The following is a 23,319-nucleotide window of genomic DNA, read 5'->3' as shown; positions in this document are numbered from 1 at the left end:
TCATGCCACTAAAACAGGGGTATGCCGACGCACTAAGGCAAGCCCGTTTTAGTCGACCTTCCTATTTAGCACGAACAGATGATGACTTATCGTAAGGCGATTTGGTGAAGTCGCCTAGTTGCTGGGTGCTGGCTTATTAGGTTATTTGGTTATACATAAGCCCCTCATTAGCCCCTAATTTTATACTTTCTTATCTCTTAAGAAAAATAAAGGCTTTCTTCCTACGACAAGCCAAGTTTTTCTAATGATAAAATGAATGAAGGTAGCCAAAATCGGCAAGCTATGAAAGTAGTCAGTAGAAATAGAAGATTTGATACGTCTAATTGGAAAAATTCAACTTATGATATAAAGTGAATTTCTAATCAGTGGAATTTTCTTTCATCCCCTACTTATTTTAAAAGTTGGGATGCTGTTAGCTCAGAACAACGCGAGTTTTATAGTATCTTATAGTCGGGATAAACTTCAAAATATTATACTGCCCTATAGTGTAAGCAAATGCTTGTAGTATACATATGCTGTATACTACAAGCAGCCAATACTCTAATCATACAAACAAAGTCCTCATTAAGTTAGTATAGTTACCATAAAACTTTTAACAAGCCCGATGTTTAAAACTAATCCACTTAGGTGTTGATAACGATGCAAAAAAAGAAATTAATAACCGGAGTAACTCTCCTGTTACTCATCGTAGGAGCCACGCTCTATATTTTCATACATGAAGCAGATCAAGCAAATCTTGCTGAAAAGGATATAAAGCAACAGGATGCAGCAACAAAAGAAAAAACGGCCAACATCAAAAAGCATGAGCAAAAACCATCGCCAAAGCTTTTTACTCATAAAGAGCAACAGGTTACGAAGCATTTTTATCAATCAAGACATATCACGGCAATTGGTGATTCGTTGACACAAGGTGTTGGCGATGAAACAAAACAAGGAGGCTATGTCGGAGCCCTTGAACAAATAATGACTCAAGCAAACACAGAAGCTTCTTTTGATAATTTTGGTGTACGAGGCAATCGCTCAGACCAACTACTTAAAAGACTGCAGCAAGACGATATTATTGCTTCCATAAAGCAAGCGGACATTGTATTTATAACAATTGGCGCTAATGATGTGATGCGTGTATTAAAAGAAAATATTACAAATCTCCAAATGGAGGCATTTGAAAAAGCTCGGGTAGACTATGAAAAACGACTTCATAAAATCTTAACCAACATCCGAACGGTAAATGCAGATACGAAAATTTACTTACTCGGTTTTTACAACCCTTTTGGGCAGTATTTTAAGGACATTAAAGAACTGAAGCTAATTGCAGACAATTGGAATAAAACTGGTAAAGAGATAATAACTACGTATGAAAACAGCTCCTTTATACCAATTAGTGATTTATTTTCAAACACAGATGAAAATTTGTTTGCAGAAGATAATTTTCATCCAAATCAGTTAGGCTATGAGCGGATTGCTGAACGTATATTTGAGGTGCTAAAGAATGAACAAGAAAGAGGATGAACAGCATGGGGAATAGAACGGAACATACCAAAAGTAAAAAGTGGAAAAGGCTATTTATCGGGTTACTTTCCTTTAACATGATCCTGCTTTTTGTATTGCTCACACTTATTTTTTGGCCAGTTCCACAAGCTGAATACCCAGAAAAAGCTACTGAAGAAACAGATGCAAATTCAGAATTTATTGTTCGTACGACTAAAAAAAATTTAAACGATTTGGCCAATACGTATATTGACCAATTACTTGCAGGGACAGATCATGAATATCGTATTGAACTAGGAGACGATGTACACTTAATTGGTGAGTTACCTGTTTTTTCCTCAACCGTTCCATTATCTGTTCATTTAGAACCTTTTGTACAAGAAAATGGAGATATTATTTTGAAACAGAAGTCCATTTCTATCGGCTTATTAAAACTACCGAACAAAAAAATTATGGAATACATGGATAAATACCTCCCGATGCCAGAATGGGTTACTGTTAATCCAAAAGAAGAAGAAATATATGTAGCTGTGACGGATATCGAGTTAAAAAGTAATTTTCAGGTCGCCGTCGAACATATTGACTTACAGGCAAATAATTTATCGTTTAAATTTCGTATACCATATCAAACATTAGGTATTAATTAAGCGAAGCTAGAATATCTAGCTTCGCTTATATTAGCTTGTGAAAATAGTATTAAAAAATTGCTCGTAGGATGAGGAATAACCTCAATAAGAGCTTCCTCCTCGCTACGAGTTATTGTTCGTTCATATGAGAATAAATAATATATGATGACATAACCTGCGCTTCTTCTTTTGAATCACACATTGCTGTTTTATTACGGTATGGATAGTCGCCGAGCCTTCCTTTGTATATTAACTGCATTCCCTCATGACTTCTTATATCTTCAGGGGTCACAAAGCAAGTCGGCTTTTTAAGTTGAAAATGTTCGACATCATTTAATACAGTTGCTACAAATTGCGAGCAGAAGAATGCACACTTCCGATTAATTTCTATTTGCAACAAGATACCGATTAAACCGATAAAATTGTAACGGTAGCGATCTTTGTCACATTCAATTCGCTCAATATGCTGCAAGATTTGCTCACGCTCTTCTTCAGATACGGTAAAACGATAAACTGCACAAGCTGCATTCTTTAAAAAATCACTATGAATGTCTTCTTGAACAAACCCCCCAATAAAAGGATTTTTGGGCCGCTTCCGACCAAAGCTATACAATCTCTGCAAATCCTCATCAAATCCGATGGAAACGTGGTTCAAGGACTGTTTTGTAAAGAAATGAATAGCTTTCGCTAAATTCGTGCCCGTATCTGTGAAGAGAAGATAAATGAATTTTTCCCCCAATACACATATCCCCTTCCATCTATGCTGTAAAAGAGCTAAATTAAATAGGTTAGCACGTCATGTTGTTAGCACCCCTGTGTATTTCAAAATTACTCCTGTAGATGATAAGACTTTCTAACATAGGGATTTTTACTATTGATTACTGCAATAAGGTTTTGGTAAGATGCTTTAAAAGAAACAGCATGTAAGATTGTTAGTTTGAACTTTTTAAATAGGAGTCAAACACCTTAAAGCACATTCTCTCTAAAAACTCCTCACATAGCATATTTAAGCGTTAATATTCGCTATTATTTCTACCATTTCATTGTATTCCTGATCGAAATTGTATATGCGCTTGAACCCGCGGCTTTTCATTACAGACGGACACTTTCCTCAGGGATGTTTAAGCCTCCTTACTCGCCAAAAAACACCAAGCTCATGCGTTTGCCGCATGAAGTTGATAAAGCGACTGCTTACCTGCTCATACTATTACTGGAATTAACTTGGACGCTTCTTATTCTTGACATATCTACCCACCGCAGATCTTTTAAAAGAGCAATTCATACCTCACCTTTCTTATACTATTACAAAAAAAACGCATTTGCACAAGTATATTTTTAGCATAGAAAACACAAGCTTGTCGGCAAACTATTTTATCAAGCCATCGCTTAATTTTGAGAAGTGAATACATTCCCTCAGAAAGCGCCCAAATGAAAACAAGGATAGTTCAGCTTTATTTTATTTATCCTGTTCATTTGTCCTTGTAGTACTAAAAGCGATTGTTATTCATGAAGCCAAACATTGACGAATTACTTGAAATAACGTAAGCTAACGTTGATTACTTTTATTTTATTGGAGGAAATTAAACCGAATGATTAATGTATCGAATGTGAGTTTACGATATGGCGATAAAAAATTATTTGAAGATGTGAACTTAAAGTTTACTCCAGGTAATTGTTATGGATTAATTGGTGCAAATGGAGCTGGTAAGTCCACTTTCCTTAAGATATTATCTGGTGAAATAGAGCCACAAACGGGTCATGTCTCCTTATCTCCAGGCGAACGCCTTGCTGTTCTAAAGCAGGATCATTTCGCTTACGAGGACTATAACGTTATCGACACGGTGCTTATGGGGCATGAAAAGCTTTACGCTGTGAAACAGGAAAAAGACGCTATTTATATGAAAGGCGATTTTACGGAAGAAGACGGCATGCGTGCTGCTGAACTAGAAGGCGAATTCGCTGAAATGAATGGCTGGGAAGCTGAATCTGATGCAGCTGTTCTATTAAAAGGACTTGGCATCGATGAGTCACACCATGATAAACAAATGGCTGAGCTACATGCAGACGAAAAAGTGAAAGTGTTACTTGCCCAAGCGCTATTTGGCAATCCGGATATCTTATTATTAGACGAGCCAACAAACGGGTTAGACATTCATGCCATTCAATGGCTAGAAGAATTTCTCATTCATTTTGAAAATACCGTCATTGTGGTTTCCCATGATCGCCACTTCTTAAATAAAGTATGTACACATATTGCGGATGTTGATTATGGAAAAATTGAAATTTATATCGGTAACTATGACTTTTGGTATGAATCTAGTCAGCTAGCAACGAAAATGGCACAGGAAGCAAACAAAAAGAAAGAAGAAAAGATTAAAGAGTTACAATCATTTATTGCACGCTTTAGCGCTAACGCTTCCAAATCTAAACAAGCGACATCAAGAAAGAAATTGTTAGACAGCATTACGCTGGATGATATAAAACCATCTTCAAGAAAATACCCATATATTGCCTTTACCCCAGAACGGGAAATTGGAAATGATCTACTAACTGTTCAAGGATTAACAAAAACCATTAATGGTGAAAAATTATTGAATAATGTTAGTTTTACGATGAATAAAGATGACAAAATCGCCTTTGTTGGTGGCGATGATGTAGCAAAAACGACACTATTTAAAATTTTGATGGGGGAAATGGAACCAGATGCGGGAACGTATAAATGGGGGGTCACAACATCCCAATCTTACTTCCCAAAAGATAATAGTGCTTACTTCGAAAATAGTGACTTACCTTTAGTAGACTGGTTAAGACAATATTCACCAGAAGATGAAACAGAAACTTTCTTACGTGGCTTTTTAGGGAGAATGCTATTTTCCGGGGAACAAGCGTTGAAAAAAGCAAATGTTTTATCTGGAGGAGAAAAAGTACGCTGTATGCTATCCAAAATGATGTTGAGCAACGCCAACGTACTTCTTTTGGATGAGCCGACAAACCATCTTGATTTAGAATCCATTACTGCTTTAAATAATGGACTTATCAAATTTAAAGGTTCCATTTTATTTACATCTCATGACCATCAATTCATTCAAAGTATTGCCAATCGCCTCATTGAAATTACACCGAATGGTTTGATTGATAAAGAGATGAGCTATGATGAGTACGTACAAGATAAAGAATTGCAAGCGAAAATTGCTACTATGTACAACAAGTAGCCAAAGGAAAGAAACATTGTAGATAGAATCCGTTATAGTACGATAAGACGGGGACAAAGGCGCAAGCGCCCGGTTAGCAACGTAGCGAGTGGAACGAAGCAACTAAAGTTTTAGGAATCATGGTGAGACGGTGTTGCACGAACCAATGATGACTTATCGTAGGGCGATTCGTGAAGTCGCCTAGTTGATGGGCGCTGGAGCCGGACGTGGCTAAATAACTTAGTAAGTTATCCACAGCTGCAAAATTTATAATTTCCTAGACGGTTAGAAAAACTTGGCTTATCGCATAGCGATAAGCCAAGTTTTTTTCTAATGTGCTTGTTTCTGTTTAATTTTACTTAACATATCCGTTGTCAGCTTGTCTAAATCATATTCCACTTTAAAGCCCCATTCATCAATAGCACAGGCGGAATCTAAATTATTTGGCCAACTGTCTGCAATTGCTTGTCGAAACGGGTCAACATCGTATTTTAATGAGAAAGAAGGAATATGCTTTTGGATCGATGTAGCAAAGTCCTCCGGTGCTGCGGAGAAAGCTGAAATATTAAAAGCATTACGATGTTGTAGTTTATTTGTATCACATTCCATCAATTGGATAATGGCATGGATCGCATCTGGCATATACATCATATCCATGTACGTACCCTTGCCTATATAGGAGGTATAGTTCCCCTTCTCTACTGCTTCATAATACATTTCAACAGCATAATCCGTCGTTCCACCGCCTGGTAATGTAACATGAGAAATTAAACCAGGGAAACGTACACCACGAGTATCCACTCCAAAACGAGTGTGGTAATAATCAGCTAACAGCTCGCCAGATACTTTATTCACCCCATACATTGTCGTCGGGCGTTGCAATGTATCCTGTGGTGTGTTATCTTTCGGTGTTGTTGGACCAAAAGCTCCAATGGAACTTGGGGTGAAAAATTGCAAATCTAATTCCCGAGCTATTTCAAGCGCATTAACTAAACCGCCCATATTAATATCCCAAGCTAGCTTCGGATTTTCTTCCGCTTTAGCTGATAATAAAGCTGCCAAATGCATCATTGTATCTACTTGATACTTCTTTGTAACGTCAGAAAGTTGCTTTGCATTTGTTACATCAACAACTTCAAACGGGCCTTCTGCAATACGTCCTTCCGCCTTGCGAATATCTGTCGCTATTACTTGATCCGTACCGTAAATTTCTCTTAACTTTATAACAAGCTCTGACCCTATTTGACCCAAAGCTCCGGTTACTAATATTTTTTTCATCCGTGAAATCCTCTCTAGTGCTATTCTTTCTTAGAAAAACTTGGCTTATCGCCAAGTCATATGGTGGAAGCCTTCGTTTTTCTTATCTTTCCTATCGTGTTAAATAACGCCAAGTTCCTTACCTACTTTTTCATATATCGCAATAGCCTTATCTAGCATTTCTTTCGTATGTGCGGCTGCTGGCATATTGCGTACACGACCTGTTCCGCGTGGTACGGTTGGGAAAACAATGGACTTCGCGTAGACGCCTTCTTCATTTAAGCGCCTGCTAAATGTTTGTGTCGCATTCTCATCACCAATAATACAAGGAGTAATTGGTGTTTCGCTATTACCAATATCAAAGCCTAGTTGCTTTAAGCCAGCTTTTAAATAATTTCCATTTTCCCATAACTTTTCATTTAGCTCTGTGCTTTCCATAAGGATTTCAACAGCTTTCGTACTTGCTGCCGCATCCGCAGGTGAAACAGCTGTGGAGAACAAGAACGGACGAGAACGAACTTTTAACCAATCAATAAGATTTGCTTTGCCTGCTACGTACCCACCAATCACGCCGATTGCTTTCGACAATGTACCCATTTGAAAATCTACTTTATCCTGCAATCCAAAATGTTTTACTGTGCCTGCCCCTTTACCAAGAACACCAGAACCGTGAGCATCATCCACATACGTAATCAGGTCGAATTCCTCGGCAATGTCAACAATTTCTGGAAGTTTCGCAATATCCCCATCCATCGAAAACACACCATCGGTAATGACCATGATTTTATTGTATTGACCAGATTCGACAGCTTCTTTCGCCTTTTTTCGCAAATCATCCATATCGGAATGATTAAAACGAATAATTTTCGCTCTAGATAAACGACACCCATCAATGATGGAAGCATGATTTAATTCATCCGATAAAATGGCATCATGCTTATCCATTACCGCAGATATAGCTGCCATATTACAGTTAAACCCAGATTGATAGGAAATAACCGCTTCCGTGCCTTTAAATGCCGCAAGCTTTTTCTCTAATTCAAGATGGAGATCAAGCGTTCCGTTGATAGTACGTACAGCACCTGCACCAACACCATGTGAATCGACCGCTTGCTTGGCAACTTGCTTCAATCTATCCTCTGTCGCTAATCCTAAATAGTTGTTTGACGAAAGGTTAATTAACGTCCTGTCACCAATTTTTATTTCTGGACCATTTGGACCTTGAACAGGATCAATTTCATTATACAAGCCTCGTTCTTTCAAATCAGCAATATTGTCATTTAAAAAAGAATTTAACGCTTTACTCGTCATTTTTTTGTCCTCCTTTTATGTAAGTTTGTGTTCGTTTATACTTCCTTAAACCCATCATCCATATTTCACCATTTCATACGCATATGGATGCTTACCTCGCTACAGCAACATCATCTAAACCCCATTTTTAAAGAACTAGGCTATCGCCAAATCTATATGACGATGAAACAACGTCGTTTTGCTATACGATAAACCAATAGTGGAACAAATTGAAGTAAAATGTTGCTACTATCGTTCCTATAAAGCAGAATCTTAGGGCAATTTATGCGCACGATAATCTTACTATTCCCCTTTCAGTTTAACACAAGTACAACAAAATGTTTAATCGTAAAATGACTGTAAAACTGGTATTAGGATACAAAAATGGGGGATAAAACTTGCAACTTTGTAAGATTCACCTGTTAAAATGTCACCAAAAACAATGGCTACACAGTAGCAGGTTATTTATACTGAGTGTAGAAGTCATAGAAAGCATATGAGGAGGGAAGGATTATGAAGAAATTATTAGTTGTTCTATGTGCTGTACTTATTATTACTTTTGGAATATTTGGATATATAGAAATAAACAGTAATTCAAATGAGATCATTAACGAAAACCCTAACAGCATAAAAGTTCAAGAGAGCTGATCCAATTTCTTTCCGTGAGAAATGAATAATCGAAGAAAATGGTTCAGCCTACAACCCTTTAGAAAGAAAAACGTCGTTTATTATGTTTAAGCTGGAAATACGCCGCTCAAATCCACCCTTTATTTCGAGCGATATCAACCGCTTCTAAACGATTTTTCGCTTCTAATTTTTGCATGATTTCAGACAAATAGTTACGAATCGTACCATAAGACAAATATAAAATATTTGTTAACTCTTTGGTCGTTTTTCCTTCAGCTACTAGTCGCAAAATTTCTTGTTCTCGCTCACTTAAAGGGTTAGGATCGCACATGTAGTCGACCATGAGTTCTTGACTATACACCTTTTCACCATGCACTACTTTACGAATAGCTGCTGTTAGTTCTTCAATAGAACGATCCTTTAATAAATAACCATCTACGCCAGCTTTGACCGCTTTTTCAAAATAACCTGGTTTTGCAAACGTTGTTAAGACAATGATCCGTGGGCGTTGCTTTAGTTTATTTAACAGCCCCGCTACCTCCAAACCACTTTTCCCAGGCATTTCAATATCCAACAAACAAACATCTGGTTGCTTTTCTTGGATGAGTCTCCATACCTCATCGCCATTCACTGCTTGACCGATCACCTCCATATCCACTTCTAAATTCAATAAAGAACCGATTGCACCTAACAACATTTTTTGGTCTTCTGCTATTACAATTTTAAGCATGGATTTCCCCTTCTTTCTCTGGTTTTTTCACCTTGGGAACTTTCATTTCTACCGTTGTTCCACTATTCTTACTTACAGATAGCGAGCCATCTACTAAGGCTAGTCTTTCTTTCATCCCTACAAGCCCATTCCCTTCCACGCTCTGATTATCTATACCAATGCCATTATCTTTCACTTGTATAATGATCGCTTGCTCTTCTTCTCGATAGAGCAACCAACATTTACTCGCTCGACTATGCTTAACAACGTTTGTTACTGCTTCTTTTAAACAAAGACTAAGCATATGCTCTGTGAGGGATGAATCAACATGCATTTCAAATGGAAAATTTATCTGTACGTTCATATTTGCTGCTTTTAATAGCTGCTCCGCTTGTACTACTTCTTCGGCTAACGTTTGCGCTTTCATATCCGTTACCAATTCTCGAACTTGATCGAGCGCTGATCTAGATGTGGTTTCAATTTCGCTCACTTCCTCTATGGCACGTTTAGCATCCTTCGTAATTAATCGTTCCACTAATTGGCTTTTTAATGTGATTAGTGACAGCGTATGGCCAAGCGTATCATGAAGGTCTTGCGCAATTCGTGTTCTTTCTTCTCGTTTAACCAACTCTTTGATTTTTGCATTTGCTTCATCTAACTCTTTTTCCAATTCCATATTTTTAATCATAGACCGAATTCCAAAAGGAGAAACTAAAATAACAATTAAAAATGGAATCATATAAAACTGCTCCTTCGAAAAGTCACCTGTAAATATCACGTGATACAAAATAGGAAGTGGCAACGTTCCCATTAAAGCAAACCAAGCTGCTTGAAATTGTTTTTTATCCGCATACCAACCAATAAAATTAGCCGTGAAAAACCCAAGATATAGGAAATTATAATCGTAAACCATGCTCTGATAACCAATAATGATCATTTGCAGACCAAGCCAAAAAGCAAATCTGCCCGTCCCTTCTTCATGATAAAGTTGACGGTAACTAATTAAAAACAGCAGTAAAAGCAAGTAACCAACTACTTGCTTTATTCCGTCTTCTTTCATTAGTAACGTTGCAGGTATGAATAAATAAATGAGAAATATATAAGGGAAAAATCCATACTTTTTTGGAAATAGTTCCCATTTGGTTTGTGCCGTCATATACATTACAGCCCTTCTTGCTTCCGTCTTATATAAACTGATAATACCATAAACAAACATAAAAACACGATAAGCATAAATATATTATTCCACGCTGGACTATTTCCACGAATAATTTCCCATGGTCCATTCGCATAATGATAGGAAGGTAACCATGTAGCAATATCTTGGAAAAGCGTAGGCATTGCATTTAGAGGCATCCACATGCCACCTAGTAATGCCAGTCCTAAAAATAAAATATTGCTTACGCCACTTGCTGTTTCCACTTTATTCATTGTCCCAACAAGTGTACCTAAAGCTAAAAAAACGAGAGAACCGAATAAAATCCATACACCACTAAGCACCCATTGCATAGCCGTTAGCGACACATCGTTAAGGAGGGCACCTGCAAAAAATATAACCAAGATGGATAAAATATGAATAACACTTTGCCCTACCATTTGGCTAATGATATAGACATATTCGGGTAATGGGGTTACTTTTAGAAACGTGATAAACCCTTGCTGTTTATCTTGCACAAGACGAATGCCTACGGTCATTACACTAGAGCCCATCACACTAAAAGCAGCCATCGACATTAAATAATGCGCTTCCCATAATGCTTGATCTGCAGCATTGTCATTAAATGTAAACACCTTCGTAAAAATAACATAAAAACAAACTGGTATAAGGAGCGACCAAAGTACATAATATGGGTTGCGAATGGCACGTTTTACTTCCGCAATACATGAATATAGTATTTTATTCATTTTCTCTGCTCCCTTGTACTAAAGTTTCAAATACATCATCCATACTGCCTTTATCTATTCGCAGATCATAGGCATTTGAAAAATGCTGCATAATATAGGAAATTAACGCATCGGTATTTTTCGTTTCTAAATAAATTCGTTCTTCTCGTTCTTCTATTGCTAACACATCTGGCACATTAAGCTTTGCTCGATTTAATTTTCCATTTAGACGAAAAGAGACATATTGCCTCGATAATTGATGCTTTATCTCTTCGGTAGCTCCATCAGCAATTTTCTGTCCTTGATGTAGCAAAATAATTCGCTTTGCCGTATCATCTGCTTCCTGAAGATAATGTGTAGAGAACAAAATTGTCTTTCCTCGTTCCGCCAATTGATGAATCGTTTTCCAAAATTTCACTCTCGAAGTCGTATCCATCCCTGCTGTCGGTTCATCTAAAACGATGAAGTCTGGATCTCCTGCTAAACAAACAGCAAAGTTCACTCTTCTTCGTTGCCCTCCAGAAAGCTTTTCTACTTTTGTAGTCAAATCTGCATTAGCTAACCCAGTTAGCGCAATCATCTCAGAAAGGGCTAAAGGGTTTGGATAATAGGAGCGAAATAATTGCAACATTTCTTTCGTTTTTAAGCCATCCATCATTCTTACTTCTTGTAACATCACACCAATTCGCTCCCGAACGTGCATACTTTGTGGGGGTTGCTGAAAAACTTGCACCTTACCTTTTGTCGGCTTTAATAAACCTAAAACAAGCGAAAGTGTTGTCGTCTTCCCCGCACCGTTTGGGCCTAGCATAGCAACGACTTCCCCTTTAGCGATAGAAAACGATACATTGCGTACCGCTTCTTTCTGCTTAAATGTTTTACTTAACTTGTGTGCATAAACAATCGTGTCTTCCATGAAATACCTCCTCGTATAGTATGTTTAGGCATTACTTTTTCGCCTTCTCAACCTGACTAATTCATAAGAATTGTATCTGCTAGCGCACCCGTTACTTTCCACTGGAGGCGGACGCTTTCCTCAGGGCTGCTTGAGCTTCCTCGCTCACAAAAACCGTTCGCTGTGGGGTCTCAAGACTCATGTTGTTCCCGCTGGAGTCGCCGCCCTCCGTTCCAAGTAACTTGCTTTGGAATTCATGAATGAGTAAAGACCTTCAATAATATGTCAAATATATTAGACGTCTTGCAATGCTTGTTTGTTTCCGTACGATTTAGAGATCGATTTTGCTTCTAGAAACATATTCCTCTCCCCTTGCATACACTTATTTTTAGAAAAACGTAACTTATCGCTAAGCTTTTATGGAAAATGCGACCATCTTTTGTTTAAAGACCCATAAATATGGGAATAGGTTTACAAACGACTTGTTCTTTTTTTAGTCTACGGTATCCATAGAAAAATAAGTAGTATGCGTTGTCATTAATGCAACATGACAATTGTCACAACGATCATTTACCGTTAAAAATCTGCATCATGCACTTTACATTTTCAGGCTAGTCATGTAAAAATGCGATCGTTTTCCTTAAACAAACAACAAAGGCTCGGGGCGCCCGGTTAGCAACGTAGCGAGTGGAGCGAATCAACGAAAGTTTTAGGAATCATGCTCCTGCAACAGGAGTATGCCGGCGCCCTCCGGCAAGCCCGTCTTTAGTCGGCCTTCCTATTTAGAACGAACCGATGATGACTTATCGCTGGGCGATTCGTGAAGTCGCCTAGTTGCTGGGCGCTGGAGCTGGACGTGGCTAAATAACTTAGTAAGTTTATCCACAGCTGCAAAATTTTATAATTTCCTAGACCACGAAAAAAATCGAGCAAGATGAACATCTCACTCGATTTAGCATTGCAATATTTATGTGTTAGAAATCTATTATTCTACAACTGTTACATTAACTGTTCTGACGCCCCAATTCATAGCATCGCCTTTATTTGGAACATGTACGTCAATTTTATTTCCTTTAATAGCACCACCAGTATCAGCAGCAGTTGCATAGCCATAGCCTTCTACATACACTTTGGAGCCTAATGGAATGACATTTGGATCAACCGCAATGACTTTTGCATTCGGATTATTATTTAAATTAACACCTGTTGCTGTTACACCAGAGCATCCATCACAACTTGCTGTATAAGCTGTTGCTGTTACAGAAAATGATTGACCTTGAGGCTTTTCCTGCTTTGTTTGCTCAGGCGCCTTTTGGCTCGTTGCTGGTTTAGAAGGAGCTGGTGTTGCTTGCTCCTCTTTTGCAGGTGCTTTCGTTTTTGTAACTGGTTGCTGTTCTTTTTGCGTTTGTTTTGGTTGTGCTTGTGGTTCTTCTTTTGCTGGCTTGTCATTGGAAACTGTTACGCCTTCTAACGTTAAATTCTGACCAGCGACAATTAAATCGGAATCTAGATTATTCCATTCCTTAATATCTTCTACAGATACACCGTACTTATGACCGATCCCGCTTAGTGTATCTCCTTGTTGAATTTTATATTTCATTTTTGCTTGTTTATTTATAATAAGAGTTTGTTTTGGTTGAATGGTAGTCGTTTTTAATTCATTTACATCAACTAACTGTTCTACAGTTGTGTTGTATTCATTTGCAATATTCCAAAGGTTATCTCCTTGTTTCACGTCGTACTCTTCTGCTGATACTGTAGTAGCAGCAGTGCCAGCAATAATCATACCAGTAGCGAATGAAGCCACAATCTTTTTCATTCGTTTTCCCTCCTTAAATATCTGACATAGCCTATCCTAACACATGGGCTATAGCCGTGCAGTTACAGTACGTTTAAAAGCGCATTACAAGGATTACCGAAATGAGGTTGTTTTATTACAGTTGTAATGAATTTGATATAAAAGTACTATCAATCTACTATATTGTATTACGATAGTCATAGAAGCACACCTATGTAATATAACTTTTATGGCGTGAAGATAGCCAAAATCTATGAATGCCATAAACAATATTTCGTTTTTTTGTACTTAAAACCACAAGCAAAGCACACGCAGATAGGCAAATATCAGGGTCCGGGCTATACTTCAATGAATGAGAAAAAACCAGTTCCTCACCAGTCCATACGGGTGAAAAAAATGTCGTTTCCCATATACTATAAGCTTAAAATTTTATCGTATTAGAAAGACTTGGCTTATCGCATATTCTTCGCAAATGCCTTTATTTTTCTTATACTATCAACCAAAAAAATCTTATACTTTCTTATAGCACAAAAAAGCATACCCTTATGCATAAAGGTATGCTTGCCAATCTAATATATTCCTACTAACTAAATAACCCTTTAAAGAAGTTACTAATTGCCTCGAAAAGTTCACGGAAGAAGTTCCCGACCTTTTCCCAAAAACCTTCATCTAAACCAAGTTCATCTGCTTTATCTTTAATGGCAGATGTAATATCGTCTAATTGGTTTTTTACTTGGTCAAAATTAATGTTTAGGTCACGCATCTTATCAATTAAATCAATTAATAATTGGCGGTCTTTATCACTTAACGTTATTTCCAATTTATCCAATTGCTCTTGAACAATTTGCTCCACTTCTTCTTTCGTTGCCGGGTTTTGCTCAGCAATCGTCTTTTTAATATCTGTAAGTAATTGACTAACTTTTTCCTGATTCATGCCTTCCTTATTCGCTAACTGTGTGGCTACGTCAAGCTCCTCATTCGCTAACTCCATACGTTCTTTATCAAGCTGTTCTCCTTCGACGTCATAAGCTTTATATATTCCTGTCAAAGCAGAGTGTCCACTCACCTTTACAGGAGAAGCAACATCCACTGTCGCATTCTCGACGCCTGCAGTTAACAATGCATTTGCATACATTTCTTTGGTTACTTCTGTAATATTATCAGGGGTTACAATATTAATTGTTAGACCGTTTCCAGCTTCCTGACGAGTAATTTTAGCGCTGGAATACATATTTGAATTTGGGTTGCCATTAATATATTTCGCTGCGTCTTGTCCAGACACATCATATTCATCCACTTGATCTTGGTCTTTAACATTTAATAAATCCTTCACTTCTGCTCGCTGGTTGTCAGAGAGTTGCGCGCCATATACGACGATAGGTGGACCTAATTTTTCATTAATACTACTCGTATCACTTGCTCCACTGTCAGCAGAAACAGATAGGTTCGTCCCAAGCATGAACACTGCGATTAGTGTAATGATGAGAAGTTTACTTATTTTTTTGGTCATCATTTCATTTCTCCCTTTATTTGTTCTTGCTATAGTTTATGTCTTCTATGAACTAAATATTATTATACCTGTTTTGCAAAAGAATGAATATCTTTTTACTACATTTACTACCACAGACCTATATACCCTCCACATCTACAATGGAACATATCACCATTCTATAGTGAGCAGATTCCTTTTCTTTTCTCTGTATTTGCGATAATATTTAGGGTGACGAAATATTTAACGGAAAGAAGGGTATTGCCATCATTGACAATCATCCTATAATAAAACGGAACTTAGCAATCATGTGGTTTGCTAATTTTTTTGTGGCTGGAAGTATGACAATGGTAATCCCATTTATTTCTTTGTACATTGACTCCATGGGAAACTTCTCTGACGCTTATGTCCAGAATTGGTCAGGCTGGACCTTTGCGATCACCTTTGTCACCGCGTTTATCTTTTCGCCAATCTGGGGGAGGATTGGTGATAAATACGGACGGAAAAAGTTGCTTATCTTCTCTGCAACAGGAATGGGGCTATCTATATTTTTAATGGGTTTCGCTACTTCCGTATGGCAACTATTCTTACTTCGCCTATTGATGGGTGTCGCTACAGGTTTTATTCCCATGTCCCAAGCATTTATTTCCACGCAGACGCCAAAGCACATCGCTGGAAAAGTACTTGGAACACTACAAACTGGTAGCATTACAGGAACATTAATGGGCCCCCTTTTAGGTGGAACACTTGCTGATGCATTTGGCTATGCTAATACATTTAAATGGGTATCCATCACCATTTTCTTTTCGGCCGTCATTGTGTTCTTTGGCGTGAAAGAAATAAAAGCAAATCTCGCTGATGGGGAAAGAGACGAAAAATCATATACAAAAAAGCAAGTCCTTCAGCATATCGTTTCTCGCCCAGTCTTACTCATTGTCATGCTAATCTCAGCTTTAGTTCAGATCGCTCACTTTAGCGTACAACCAATCCTTTCCTTGTTTGTTCAAGAAATTCACGGACCAGCAAGTATTGCTTTTTTCTCTGGAGTAGCATTCTCTGCGGCTGGACTTGGTAATCTACTAATGTCAAGAAGGCTTGGCAGACTAGGGGACAAAATTGGTTATATTAAAGTACTCATCGCATTATTATTTATGGCTGGAATTGTTTATCTACCCGGAGCTTGGGTAACCAATATATGGCAACTCGTTATTTTACGCTTTTTACTCGGTATTGCCATAGGCGGAATTATCCCTGTACGTATCGCTTATATTAGACAAACTGCCCCGCTATCCATGCAAGGAGAAGTACTTGGCTACAATACAAGCCTACGCTTTTTAGGCAATATTATCGGTCCAGCATTAGGCGGCGTAATTGCTGGATTTTTCGGGTTTTCTGCAGTATTTCTGTTCACGAGTATACTGCTATTAGTCAGTGGAGCTATCATGCTCTATTTTTGGTATAAACACGAATACGCTTCTAAACATCCACAAACTCACTCCTTATTTGCGAAAAGAGGGTAACCGAGAACGAAGACTGTTCTCGGTTTTTTACTCTAGAACAAAGGCGCAATCGCCCGTTTAGCAACGTAGCGAGTGGAACGAATCAACTGAAGTTTTAGGAATCATGCCCCTGCAACAGGGGTATGCCGACGATGGGCGGCAAGCCCGTTTTTAGTCGGCCTTCCTTTTTAACACGAACCGATGATGACTTATCGTAGGGCGATTTCGTGAAGTCGCCTAGTTGCTGGGCGCTGGAGCCGGACGGGGCCCATTCGGTTATTTGGTTACGCCATTGCATCAAATTTTATACTTTCTTATCTTTTAAAAAGGTATAAAATTTCAGGGCTTATCGTAAAAGACATCGTTTTTCGCCATAAAGATTGGACGATTAAGCTAAAATTTTCTACTATTTGAAAATGAATTTTTTCCATTTAAAAGTCTTACCATTCCTTTTAAGCAGGAGTTTTTGACAATCACGCAAACAAGGCTTCTTCTTGCTTCCATTTCCTCATAAAAGAAGATAAACTAACTCTATGATTGATTAGAAAGTTGGGATCCCATGGCTTCAGAAAAAGTGAAAAGGATCACATTATTTGGGTTAACATGGCCGATTTTCATTGAAATTTTCCTACATATGTTAATGGGAAATGCGGATACATTAATGTTAAGTCAATATTCCGATAAGGCCGTTGCAGCTGTTGGTGTCTCTAACCAAGTACTGTCGGTAGTCATTGTCATGTTTGGCTTTGTAGCACAAGGAGCAGCCATTCTAATTGCGCAAAACCTAGGTGCTAGAAACAACCAACAGGCTGGAGAGATTTCTGTTTTATCTATTAATCTAAACCTGTTATTCTCCCTATTTTTAAGCGTCGTGTTATTTTTCGGTGCACAATATATTCTTCAATTAATGGATCTCCCTCAAGAAATCATGAACGAAGCATCTGGATACATGCAAATTGTAGGTGGGCTCATCTTTATACAAGCATTAATTATGACTCTAGGCGCTATTTTACGTAGCTACGGATATACGAAAGATACCATGAATGTCACCATCGGCATGAATATATTGAATGTCATTGGAAATTATTTTGTCATTTTTGGACCATTCGGCTTTCCTGTTTTAGGGGTAGAAGGGGTTGCCTACTCTACTGCGATTAGCCGTTTTATAGGTGTTATTGTCCTATTTTACTTATTTCTAAAACGAAACCAAGGGGAAATTCAAGTAGCATACTTTTTCCGTTTTCCGAAAAGCTATGTAAAACGATTATTGCAAATTGGCATTCCATCTGCAGGTGAACAAATCTCTTATAACGCCAGCCAAATGGTAATTACTTATTTTGTAGCCCAGCTTGGCACAATTGCAATAACGACGAAGGTTTATGCGCAAAATATTATGATGTTTATTTTCTTATTTTCCATCGCTATTGGTCAAGGTACACAAATTTTAGTTGGACATTTAGTTGGCGCAGGAGACATAGAAGCAGCATATAAGCGTGTCATGAAAAGCCTAAAAATATCAATTGTTATTTCCTTATCAATGGCTACGGTTGTATATTTTTACTCCAGTCAGTTACTAGGGATTTTTACAGATGATACGACGATATTGGAAACAGGGGCAGGCTTATTGCTAATGACAGTTGTACTGGAACCCGGAAGAGCATTTAATTTAATCATGATCAGCTCTTTACGAGCAGCTGGCGATGTAAAGTTTCCAGTTTATATTGGCGTTGCTGTGATGTGGGGCATTGGAGTTACTTTTGCATGGTTCTTCGCTATTTATTTAAATTTGGGTCTTATTGGTATTTGGATTTCCTTTATTGCTGATGAATGGATGCGAGGATTATTTATGCTAAGACGTTGGCGAAACCGTAATTGGGTATCCATGAGTTTTGTAAAATCAGAAACGAAATCACATCATTGATTTCTTCGTGAATCTATGCTACAACTAACAAAGCACCTCCTTATGAGGATATTAAAATAAGAAAGAAAGTGATAGCAATGGGTATTGTCGTAGTCGAGGTCTGTGACGGAAATGCAATCACTTCTATTCATATAGAGGAAATCTTAGAAAAAGAATTTCCTGAAGTAGCTGTGCTCATGAATGATTGTCTATCTTTTTGCGGATTATGCAGAGTAAAACCATATGCACTCGTTAACAATCGACGCATTTTCGGAAACACGCCAGAAGAATGCTTAGAGAAAATAAGAACTGCCATTAAAGAAGAGCTAGCTGTATACGAATAACAGCTAACTCTTCTCTATTCTGCAAAGCTAACTCCATAAAACTTGGTTTATCGCCAAAACTTTATGGCAAAGTCCGTCCTCTTGCTAATACTCTCCGTCCTAAAAGTTACTCTTTCCCATAGTTAAAAAGAAGTCAAATTGTTATATGTATGTTTTCAGAGTCCACTTTTACGCTTTTAAATGGATAATAACATCCATTTCAACGAGCGCGTCTTTTGGTAATTTGCCCACTTCCATTGTTGATCTTGCCGGATATGGCTCTTGTAAATAGCCTCCATAGATTTCATTGACGGCAGCAAAATTTTGCATTGATTGTAAATAAATGGAGAATTTAACTGCTTTAGCTAAATCTGTTCCCGCCTCTTTTAAAATAGCTTGAATATTTTCTAAAACTTGTTTTGTCTGCTCATGAATTCCTTCTGCCATCTCCCCTGTTTCTGGATTAATCCCAATTTGCCCAGATACATAAAGGAAATCACCTGCTACAATAGCCTGTGAGTATGGACCTAACGCAGCGGGTGCCTTTTCTGTATGAATTGCCTTATTCATTTGAATCTCCTCCTTCATTTCATCATACCATAGAAATTTAATCTTCTTTTAATTTATCTTTATATGCCATCACAGATTTAACATAATAAATATCGCCATAGCAAGCATCAAGTTCTTGCGCCCCGTCACGTAAACAGCGGTATTTCTCTTTGTCAGGATCTGCTGCATACATTTTTTGCGAAAATTGAATGGCTGCTTCTTGTGAAAAGTCGTCCCCTTGCTCGCGAATATAATCGACGAATCCTTTTCCAAAATTGTACGATTGGATAGCCGTTAATACATCGCCACCTGCTGCTTTCAATGTTTGTGAAAAATAATAGACTCCTTGTTTAATAGATACTTCCGGATCTTGAATACATCCACGTTCTCCGCAATAACTTTCTGATGATTGCATTGGATCATCCCCTTGCCCGCTAGATTCTTGCATCATCATAGCGAGAAGCGTATCAACATGCTCTTCCACTTCATACTTTTTAGCATATTTTACTACTAAAGGGCGGTAATCTAAAACTTGTTCACTAATTATCGGACCTGTCTGTGAATCAGGTTGTGTTAACATAAATCGTTGAAAGAACAATGATATACCGATAAATAAAAGGAATAAGCCGACTCCTACAAACACCGTTCGTTTAACTGCTTTTGACAATCTCCTGTTGTTCTTCATCATCATCTAGTCCTTTACTATCTTTGCTATAAGGAAACCTGTCACCCATCCAAATAATACATGCCCGATAACCCAAAGCAAAAACGAGGTTCCGTCAAGTAAGTCTGGTGTACGTTCAGAAAAGCTTGTCGTTATATAAATAACAGCACCTATTAAACTACTAAGCAACGTATAGGCGAAAGGGTTTTGTTCGTGCCCAATCTGTTTTAAGGCTACATAGATCACTGGCACTAGAATTACCGAAACAATCATATGCAGCATAAATTCACCAAATTCATTTAACGGCAAATCTTTTAGTATTGGGATATAATCGACGCTGAGCAATAGTGTGTACACTCGGTTGGATGTTATCTGCTCCGTTAGCTTTAAAAAAACACCTAGAACGACACCAGAGATACCCCCAATCCATATTATTTTTAATCGTCTCATTGCTTAAACCCCTTGAAAATTATGTTTTACCGTTATTTCCCATTTGTTTTGCTGGCCAATTTTAATTGCGCTAGATAAATATCTATCTATTATTCTAAAACAAAAATCTATGATGTGAAAGTCACACTGTTTTGCAGCCTCTCCACATTACCTTTATTACTTATTGCGAACAACTTTTCAAAGTAGGCATTTAAAAACAGCCCTGTCGGATCTAGTTGCTCGCGTAGCCATAAAAACGCCTCCAGTTTAGGATATAATCTCTGTAATTGATCCATATTCATATTGTGCATTTTTCCCCAATGTGGTCTTGCCTCGTACACCTGTAAAACAGAATCCATATCTTGAAAATACTTTTCATACGGCATTCCACGATACATATGGATAGCAATATAAGCGTAATCCCTCTCGTATGCCGTACTTAGCCATAAATCGTCTCCTTTTACCATCCTGACCTCAATTGGAAAATGCACTTGGTAACCTTCCTTCGCCATTTTCGTTCGTATAGCGATTAATGCTTCTCGTACATTTTCCAATGGAATACTATACTCCATTTCACGAAAGCGGACGTTACGAGCTGTAGCGAAAAGATCACAGCTTTTCGCATGAATGACGGAAGAGCCAATAGCTTTGGCGGATAAACGACTAATCCAATATGTTGTTGGCGGTACTACTCTTGCTACTTCCGAAAGAAACTGATAAACATAGTTTTCAACTACTAATGCCTCTAATTGATGCCTTCTAATTGATTGCGGTTTTTGATCAGATAGATTCATCATTTTAATTTGGACAGTATCAGAATATGGAAACAGGTAACATTCAAAATGCCTATTTTCTGCTATGAAATGATCCATGTTTTGAAGTACATCTTGGAAATGCATTTTCTTGCTTTCGAAACGATACGTAGGAGAAGGAATGATCCGAATGGTCACCTCGACTACTATACCTAATAATCCTAAAGAAACTGCAGCAGCCTGTAATGGTACTTCACTTTCTGCATTTATAGTTAAGAGTTCACCCTCAGCGTTAACCATTTTTAATTCCACTACTTGTGTAGCAAGGCTACCGAATTGAATGCCTGTCCCATGGGTCCCTGTTAATATGGCACCTGCTAAACTTTGCATGTTAATATCCCCTAAGTTCTCCTGTGAAAAACCTTTAGCCGCAAGGTGCTTTGCCAAATCATATAAACGTGTCCCAGCTAATACAACGGCAGTTTGTTTCTGCCCATCCATAGAGACTATGCCAGATAATTTGTCCAAAGAAAGAAGATAATCTTCACTCACAAAAATAGGAGTAAACGAATGACCTGCACCAATTACTCGTACTTGCTGCTTTTTTACATTAGCTTTTTTAACAAGTTGACACACTTCATTAATAGATGTTGGGTAGGCTACTTGATGTGGTTCAAAGTATACAGTCTCTGCCCAATTTTTCCAATATGCCTCTTTCATTAATAAAAGCACTCCTCTTCCCCACGATAGGTTGGCATGTAGCCGACTACTTTTCCCTCTGATATACAGAGAATATCATTAAAACGTTCACAGATTTCTCCAGCTTTTGCCGCCCAAAAAACGATTATATCTCCTATCTCTTTAGATTGTTTTGGGATGAAGACAGGAGTCTGTACTTCACCTGCTCCCTCTACTGATATCAACCTACTTCCAGCAGGGTAAACTGGCACTGGCATTTTATCATCACCTGATTTGCCAGAGGCGATATATCCCCCTCCATGACATGTATAAATATTTTTTGCCGCCTTGCGGACAATGGGAAGCGTAAAAAACATCGCTGGCTTTGTTTCTAACGGTTGTTTATAATAGTCAAACAGCTGAGGGGAATAAAATCCTGAACCAACCGTAACTTCTGAAACTGCATCTTCTTTCACCGTAGTAGAGAGACTCCCTGTCCCTCCACCATTAACCAACAGAAGTGAGAAGCCACGCGCTTTTAAAGCTGCAACAAGCTCACCTCGCCGCTTCTTCACAGAAGGAATGGATTGTTTCTTTAAAACTTGCATCCATTTATTTACTACTAAATGATGGGGCAAGTTATCTTGGACGCCAGCAATTTGTGCTTCATATCCCATTGCTCCTATTAGTCGCAAATGAGATTGTTTTTTAATATAATCAGCTATAGCTAATACATCACTAAGTTTATGCAACGGCGAACGACGCACTCCGAAGTGAAGCTTTCCACCATATCTCGTACTCATATCGATATCCAAGCATAGAGGAATAAAACCTTTTTCCTGTTTAGCTATTTGCTGTACCATATCCACTTGTTGCAAATGATCAACCATACAAATAATATGCGCACCATTTTTATTAACTTCCGCTATCTGTTTCAGCGCTTCTCTATCGACCGAAGGATAGCCGATTAATATGTTATCAAATCCTTTATTGTGTAAAAATAAAGCCTCTTGAGCGTTATAGCACATTAAACCTTGAAATACGTTGCTTGAAGCTAAAATTCGCTTTAGCACAGGGATAGAACGAATAGACTTCGTGGCAATTCGTATCGTCTTGTCATTTGCCTGTCGTGCAATAGCGTTACAATTATGGTCAAACTGATCTAAATGAAGAACTAATCTCGGCTGTGATTTTAAATGAGAACCTTGCTTGTGCAATTTATTCCCCCGCTTTCTTTGGATAATGAAAAAACTCTGACATCCTTATTCACA

Annotated in this window: 21 protein-coding genes; 7 read left to right on the top strand and 14 right to left on the bottom strand. The window is 38.0% G+C overall.

The genetic code is table 11. The features are described 5' to 3' along the window. Positions 1–639 precede the first annotated feature (639 nt). Both B2C77_RS02830 and B2C77_RS02825 read left to right on the top strand, forming a co-directional pair. Entirely contained in the window at positions 640–1,509 is an 870-nt protein-coding gene (locus B2C77_RS02830; RefSeq protein ID WP_077702316.1) for an SGNH/GDSL hydrolase family protein, read from the top strand. 5 nt (positions 1,510–1,514) lie between these two features. Beyond that, the gene (locus tag B2C77_RS02825; protein WP_077702315.1) at positions 1,515–2,135 is read left to right on the top strand and encodes a YpmS family protein; all 621 of its coding nucleotides are present in this window, start codon (positions 1,515–1,517) and stop codon (positions 2,133–2,135) included. A 109-nt stretch (positions 2,136–2,244) separates the two neighbouring features. On the opposite strand, the gene B2C77_RS02820 is transcribed toward B2C77_RS02825, so the two are convergent. After that, the gene (locus B2C77_RS02820) at positions 2,245–2,853 is read right to left on the bottom strand and encodes a hypothetical protein (protein ID WP_077702314.1); all 609 of its coding nucleotides are present in this window, start codon (positions 2,851–2,853) and stop codon (positions 2,245–2,247) included. Between the two features lie 850 nt (positions 2,854–3,703). Between B2C77_RS02820 and B2C77_RS02815 the strand changes: the two genes are divergently transcribed. After that, positions 3,704–5,326: an ABC-F family ATP-binding cassette domain-containing protein gene (locus B2C77_RS02815; RefSeq protein ID WP_077702313.1), complete on the top strand. Its 1,623-nt coding sequence runs from the start codon at positions 3,704–3,706 to the stop codon at positions 5,324–5,326. A gap of 309 nt (positions 5,327–5,635) precedes the next feature. Here the strand turns inward: B2C77_RS02815 and B2C77_RS02810 are convergent, their stop codons facing one another. Together B2C77_RS02810 and B2C77_RS02805 are read right to left on the bottom strand one after the other, a co-directional pair. Further along, positions 5,636–6,583: an L-threonine 3-dehydrogenase gene (locus tag B2C77_RS02810; protein WP_077702312.1), complete on the bottom strand. Its 948-nt coding sequence runs from the start codon at positions 6,581–6,583 to the stop codon at positions 5,636–5,638. Between the two features lie 99 nt (positions 6,584–6,682). Further along, positions 6,683–7,873, bottom strand: a complete 1,191-nt coding sequence (locus tag B2C77_RS02805) for a glycine C-acetyltransferase (RefSeq protein WP_077702311.1) — start codon at positions 7,871–7,873, stop codon at positions 6,683–6,685. A gap of 492 nt (positions 7,874–8,365) precedes the next feature. Here B2C77_RS02805 and B2C77_RS22290 point away from each other — a divergent pair, with 492 nt between their 5' ends. Next, positions 8,366–8,500: a hypothetical protein gene (locus B2C77_RS22290; protein WP_257790354.1), complete on the top strand. Its 135-nt coding sequence runs from the start codon at positions 8,366–8,368 to the stop codon at positions 8,498–8,500. A 106-nt stretch (positions 8,501–8,606) separates the two neighbouring features. On the opposite strand, the gene B2C77_RS02800 is transcribed toward B2C77_RS22290, so the two are convergent. The 6 genes from B2C77_RS02800 to B2C77_RS02775 form a co-directional block, all read right to left on the bottom strand. Next, on the bottom strand, positions 8,607–9,209 hold the full coding sequence (locus tag B2C77_RS02800) for a response regulator transcription factor (RefSeq protein ID WP_077702310.1): 603 nt from the start codon (positions 9,207–9,209) through the stop codon (positions 8,607–8,609). Then, positions 9,202–10,344: a sensor histidine kinase gene (locus B2C77_RS02795; protein WP_077706806.1), complete on the bottom strand. Its 1,143-nt coding sequence runs from the start codon at positions 10,342–10,344 to the stop codon at positions 9,202–9,204. The genes B2C77_RS02800 and B2C77_RS02795 overlap by 8 nt, the downstream gene beginning before the upstream one ends. Positions 10,345–10,349: 5 nt before the next feature. Then, positions 10,350–11,093: an ABC transporter permease gene (locus B2C77_RS02790; protein WP_077702309.1), complete on the bottom strand. Its 744-nt coding sequence runs from the start codon at positions 11,091–11,093 to the stop codon at positions 10,350–10,352. Then, positions 11,086–11,988, bottom strand: a complete 903-nt coding sequence (locus B2C77_RS02785; protein WP_077702308.1) for an ABC transporter ATP-binding protein — start codon at positions 11,986–11,988, stop codon at positions 11,086–11,088. Before B2C77_RS02785 ends, B2C77_RS02790 begins: the two co-directional genes overlap by 8 nt. Positions 11,989–12,952: 964 nt before the next feature. Further along, positions 12,953–13,786, bottom strand: coding sequence for a 3D domain-containing protein (locus B2C77_RS02780; protein ID WP_077702307.1), 834 nt, complete (start codon positions 13,784–13,786; stop codon positions 12,953–12,955). 562 nt (positions 13,787–14,348) lie between these two features. Next, the gene (locus tag B2C77_RS02775) at positions 14,349–15,275 is read right to left on the bottom strand and encodes a DUF1002 domain-containing protein (RefSeq protein ID WP_077702306.1); all 927 of its coding nucleotides are present in this window, start codon (positions 15,273–15,275) and stop codon (positions 14,349–14,351) included. Positions 15,276–15,562: 287 nt separating this feature from the next. Between B2C77_RS02775 and B2C77_RS02770 the strand changes: the two genes are divergently transcribed. The 3 genes from B2C77_RS02770 to B2C77_RS02760 all read left to right on the top strand — a co-directional run bounded on the left by B2C77_RS02770 (position 15,563) and on the right by B2C77_RS02760 (position 18,997). Next, complete coding sequence (locus B2C77_RS02770) at positions 15,563–16,774, top strand: MFS transporter (RefSeq protein ID WP_141130666.1); 1,212 nt, start codon at positions 15,563–15,565, stop codon at positions 16,772–16,774. 538 nt (positions 16,775–17,312) lie between these two features. Beyond that, positions 17,313–18,674 (top strand): MATE family efflux transporter, encoded by a 1,362-nt coding sequence (locus B2C77_RS02765; RefSeq protein ID WP_077702304.1) that lies wholly within the window; start codon positions 17,313–17,315, stop codon positions 18,672–18,674. Between the two features lie 77 nt (positions 18,675–18,751). Continuing rightward, complete coding sequence (locus B2C77_RS02760; RefSeq protein ID WP_073006865.1) at positions 18,752–18,997, top strand: YuzB family protein; 246 nt, start codon at positions 18,752–18,754, stop codon at positions 18,995–18,997. A 168-nt stretch (positions 18,998–19,165) separates the two neighbouring features. Here B2C77_RS02760 and B2C77_RS02755 read toward each other — a convergent pair whose 3' ends face one another. From B2C77_RS02755 to B2C77_RS02735, 5 genes are all read right to left on the bottom strand, one after another. Beyond that, complete coding sequence (locus tag B2C77_RS02755) at positions 19,166–19,546, bottom strand: RidA family protein (protein ID WP_077702303.1); 381 nt, start codon at positions 19,544–19,546, stop codon at positions 19,166–19,168. Positions 19,547–19,583: 37 nt separating this feature from the next. Then, positions 19,584–20,213: a lysozyme family protein gene (locus tag B2C77_RS02750; RefSeq protein ID WP_367946633.1), complete on the bottom strand. Its 630-nt coding sequence runs from the start codon at positions 20,211–20,213 to the stop codon at positions 19,584–19,586. A gap of 3 nt (positions 20,214–20,216) precedes the next feature. After that, positions 20,217–20,639, bottom strand: a complete 423-nt coding sequence (locus tag B2C77_RS02745; protein WP_077702302.1) for a hypothetical protein — start codon at positions 20,637–20,639, stop codon at positions 20,217–20,219. A gap of 107 nt (positions 20,640–20,746) precedes the next feature. After that, positions 20,747–22,090, bottom strand: coding sequence for a D-arabinono-1,4-lactone oxidase (locus B2C77_RS02740; protein ID WP_077702301.1), 1,344 nt, complete (start codon positions 22,088–22,090; stop codon positions 20,747–20,749). Then, positions 22,090–23,265: an amino acid deaminase/aldolase gene (locus tag B2C77_RS02735; protein ID WP_077702300.1), complete on the bottom strand. Its 1,176-nt coding sequence runs from the start codon at positions 23,263–23,265 to the stop codon at positions 22,090–22,092. The genes B2C77_RS02740 and B2C77_RS02735 overlap by 1 nt, the downstream gene beginning before the upstream one ends. Between the last annotated feature and the right edge of the window lie 54 nt (positions 23,266–23,319).

The sequence above is a fragment of the Virgibacillus dokdonensis genome (assembly GCF_900166595.1).
Taxonomy (GTDB): Bacteria; Bacillota; Bacilli; order Bacillales; family Amphibacillaceae; genus Virgibacillus; species Virgibacillus dokdonensis.
The sequence above is the reverse complement of the archived record's forward strand: the minus strand, read 5'-3'. Positions and strand labels throughout refer to the sequence as shown.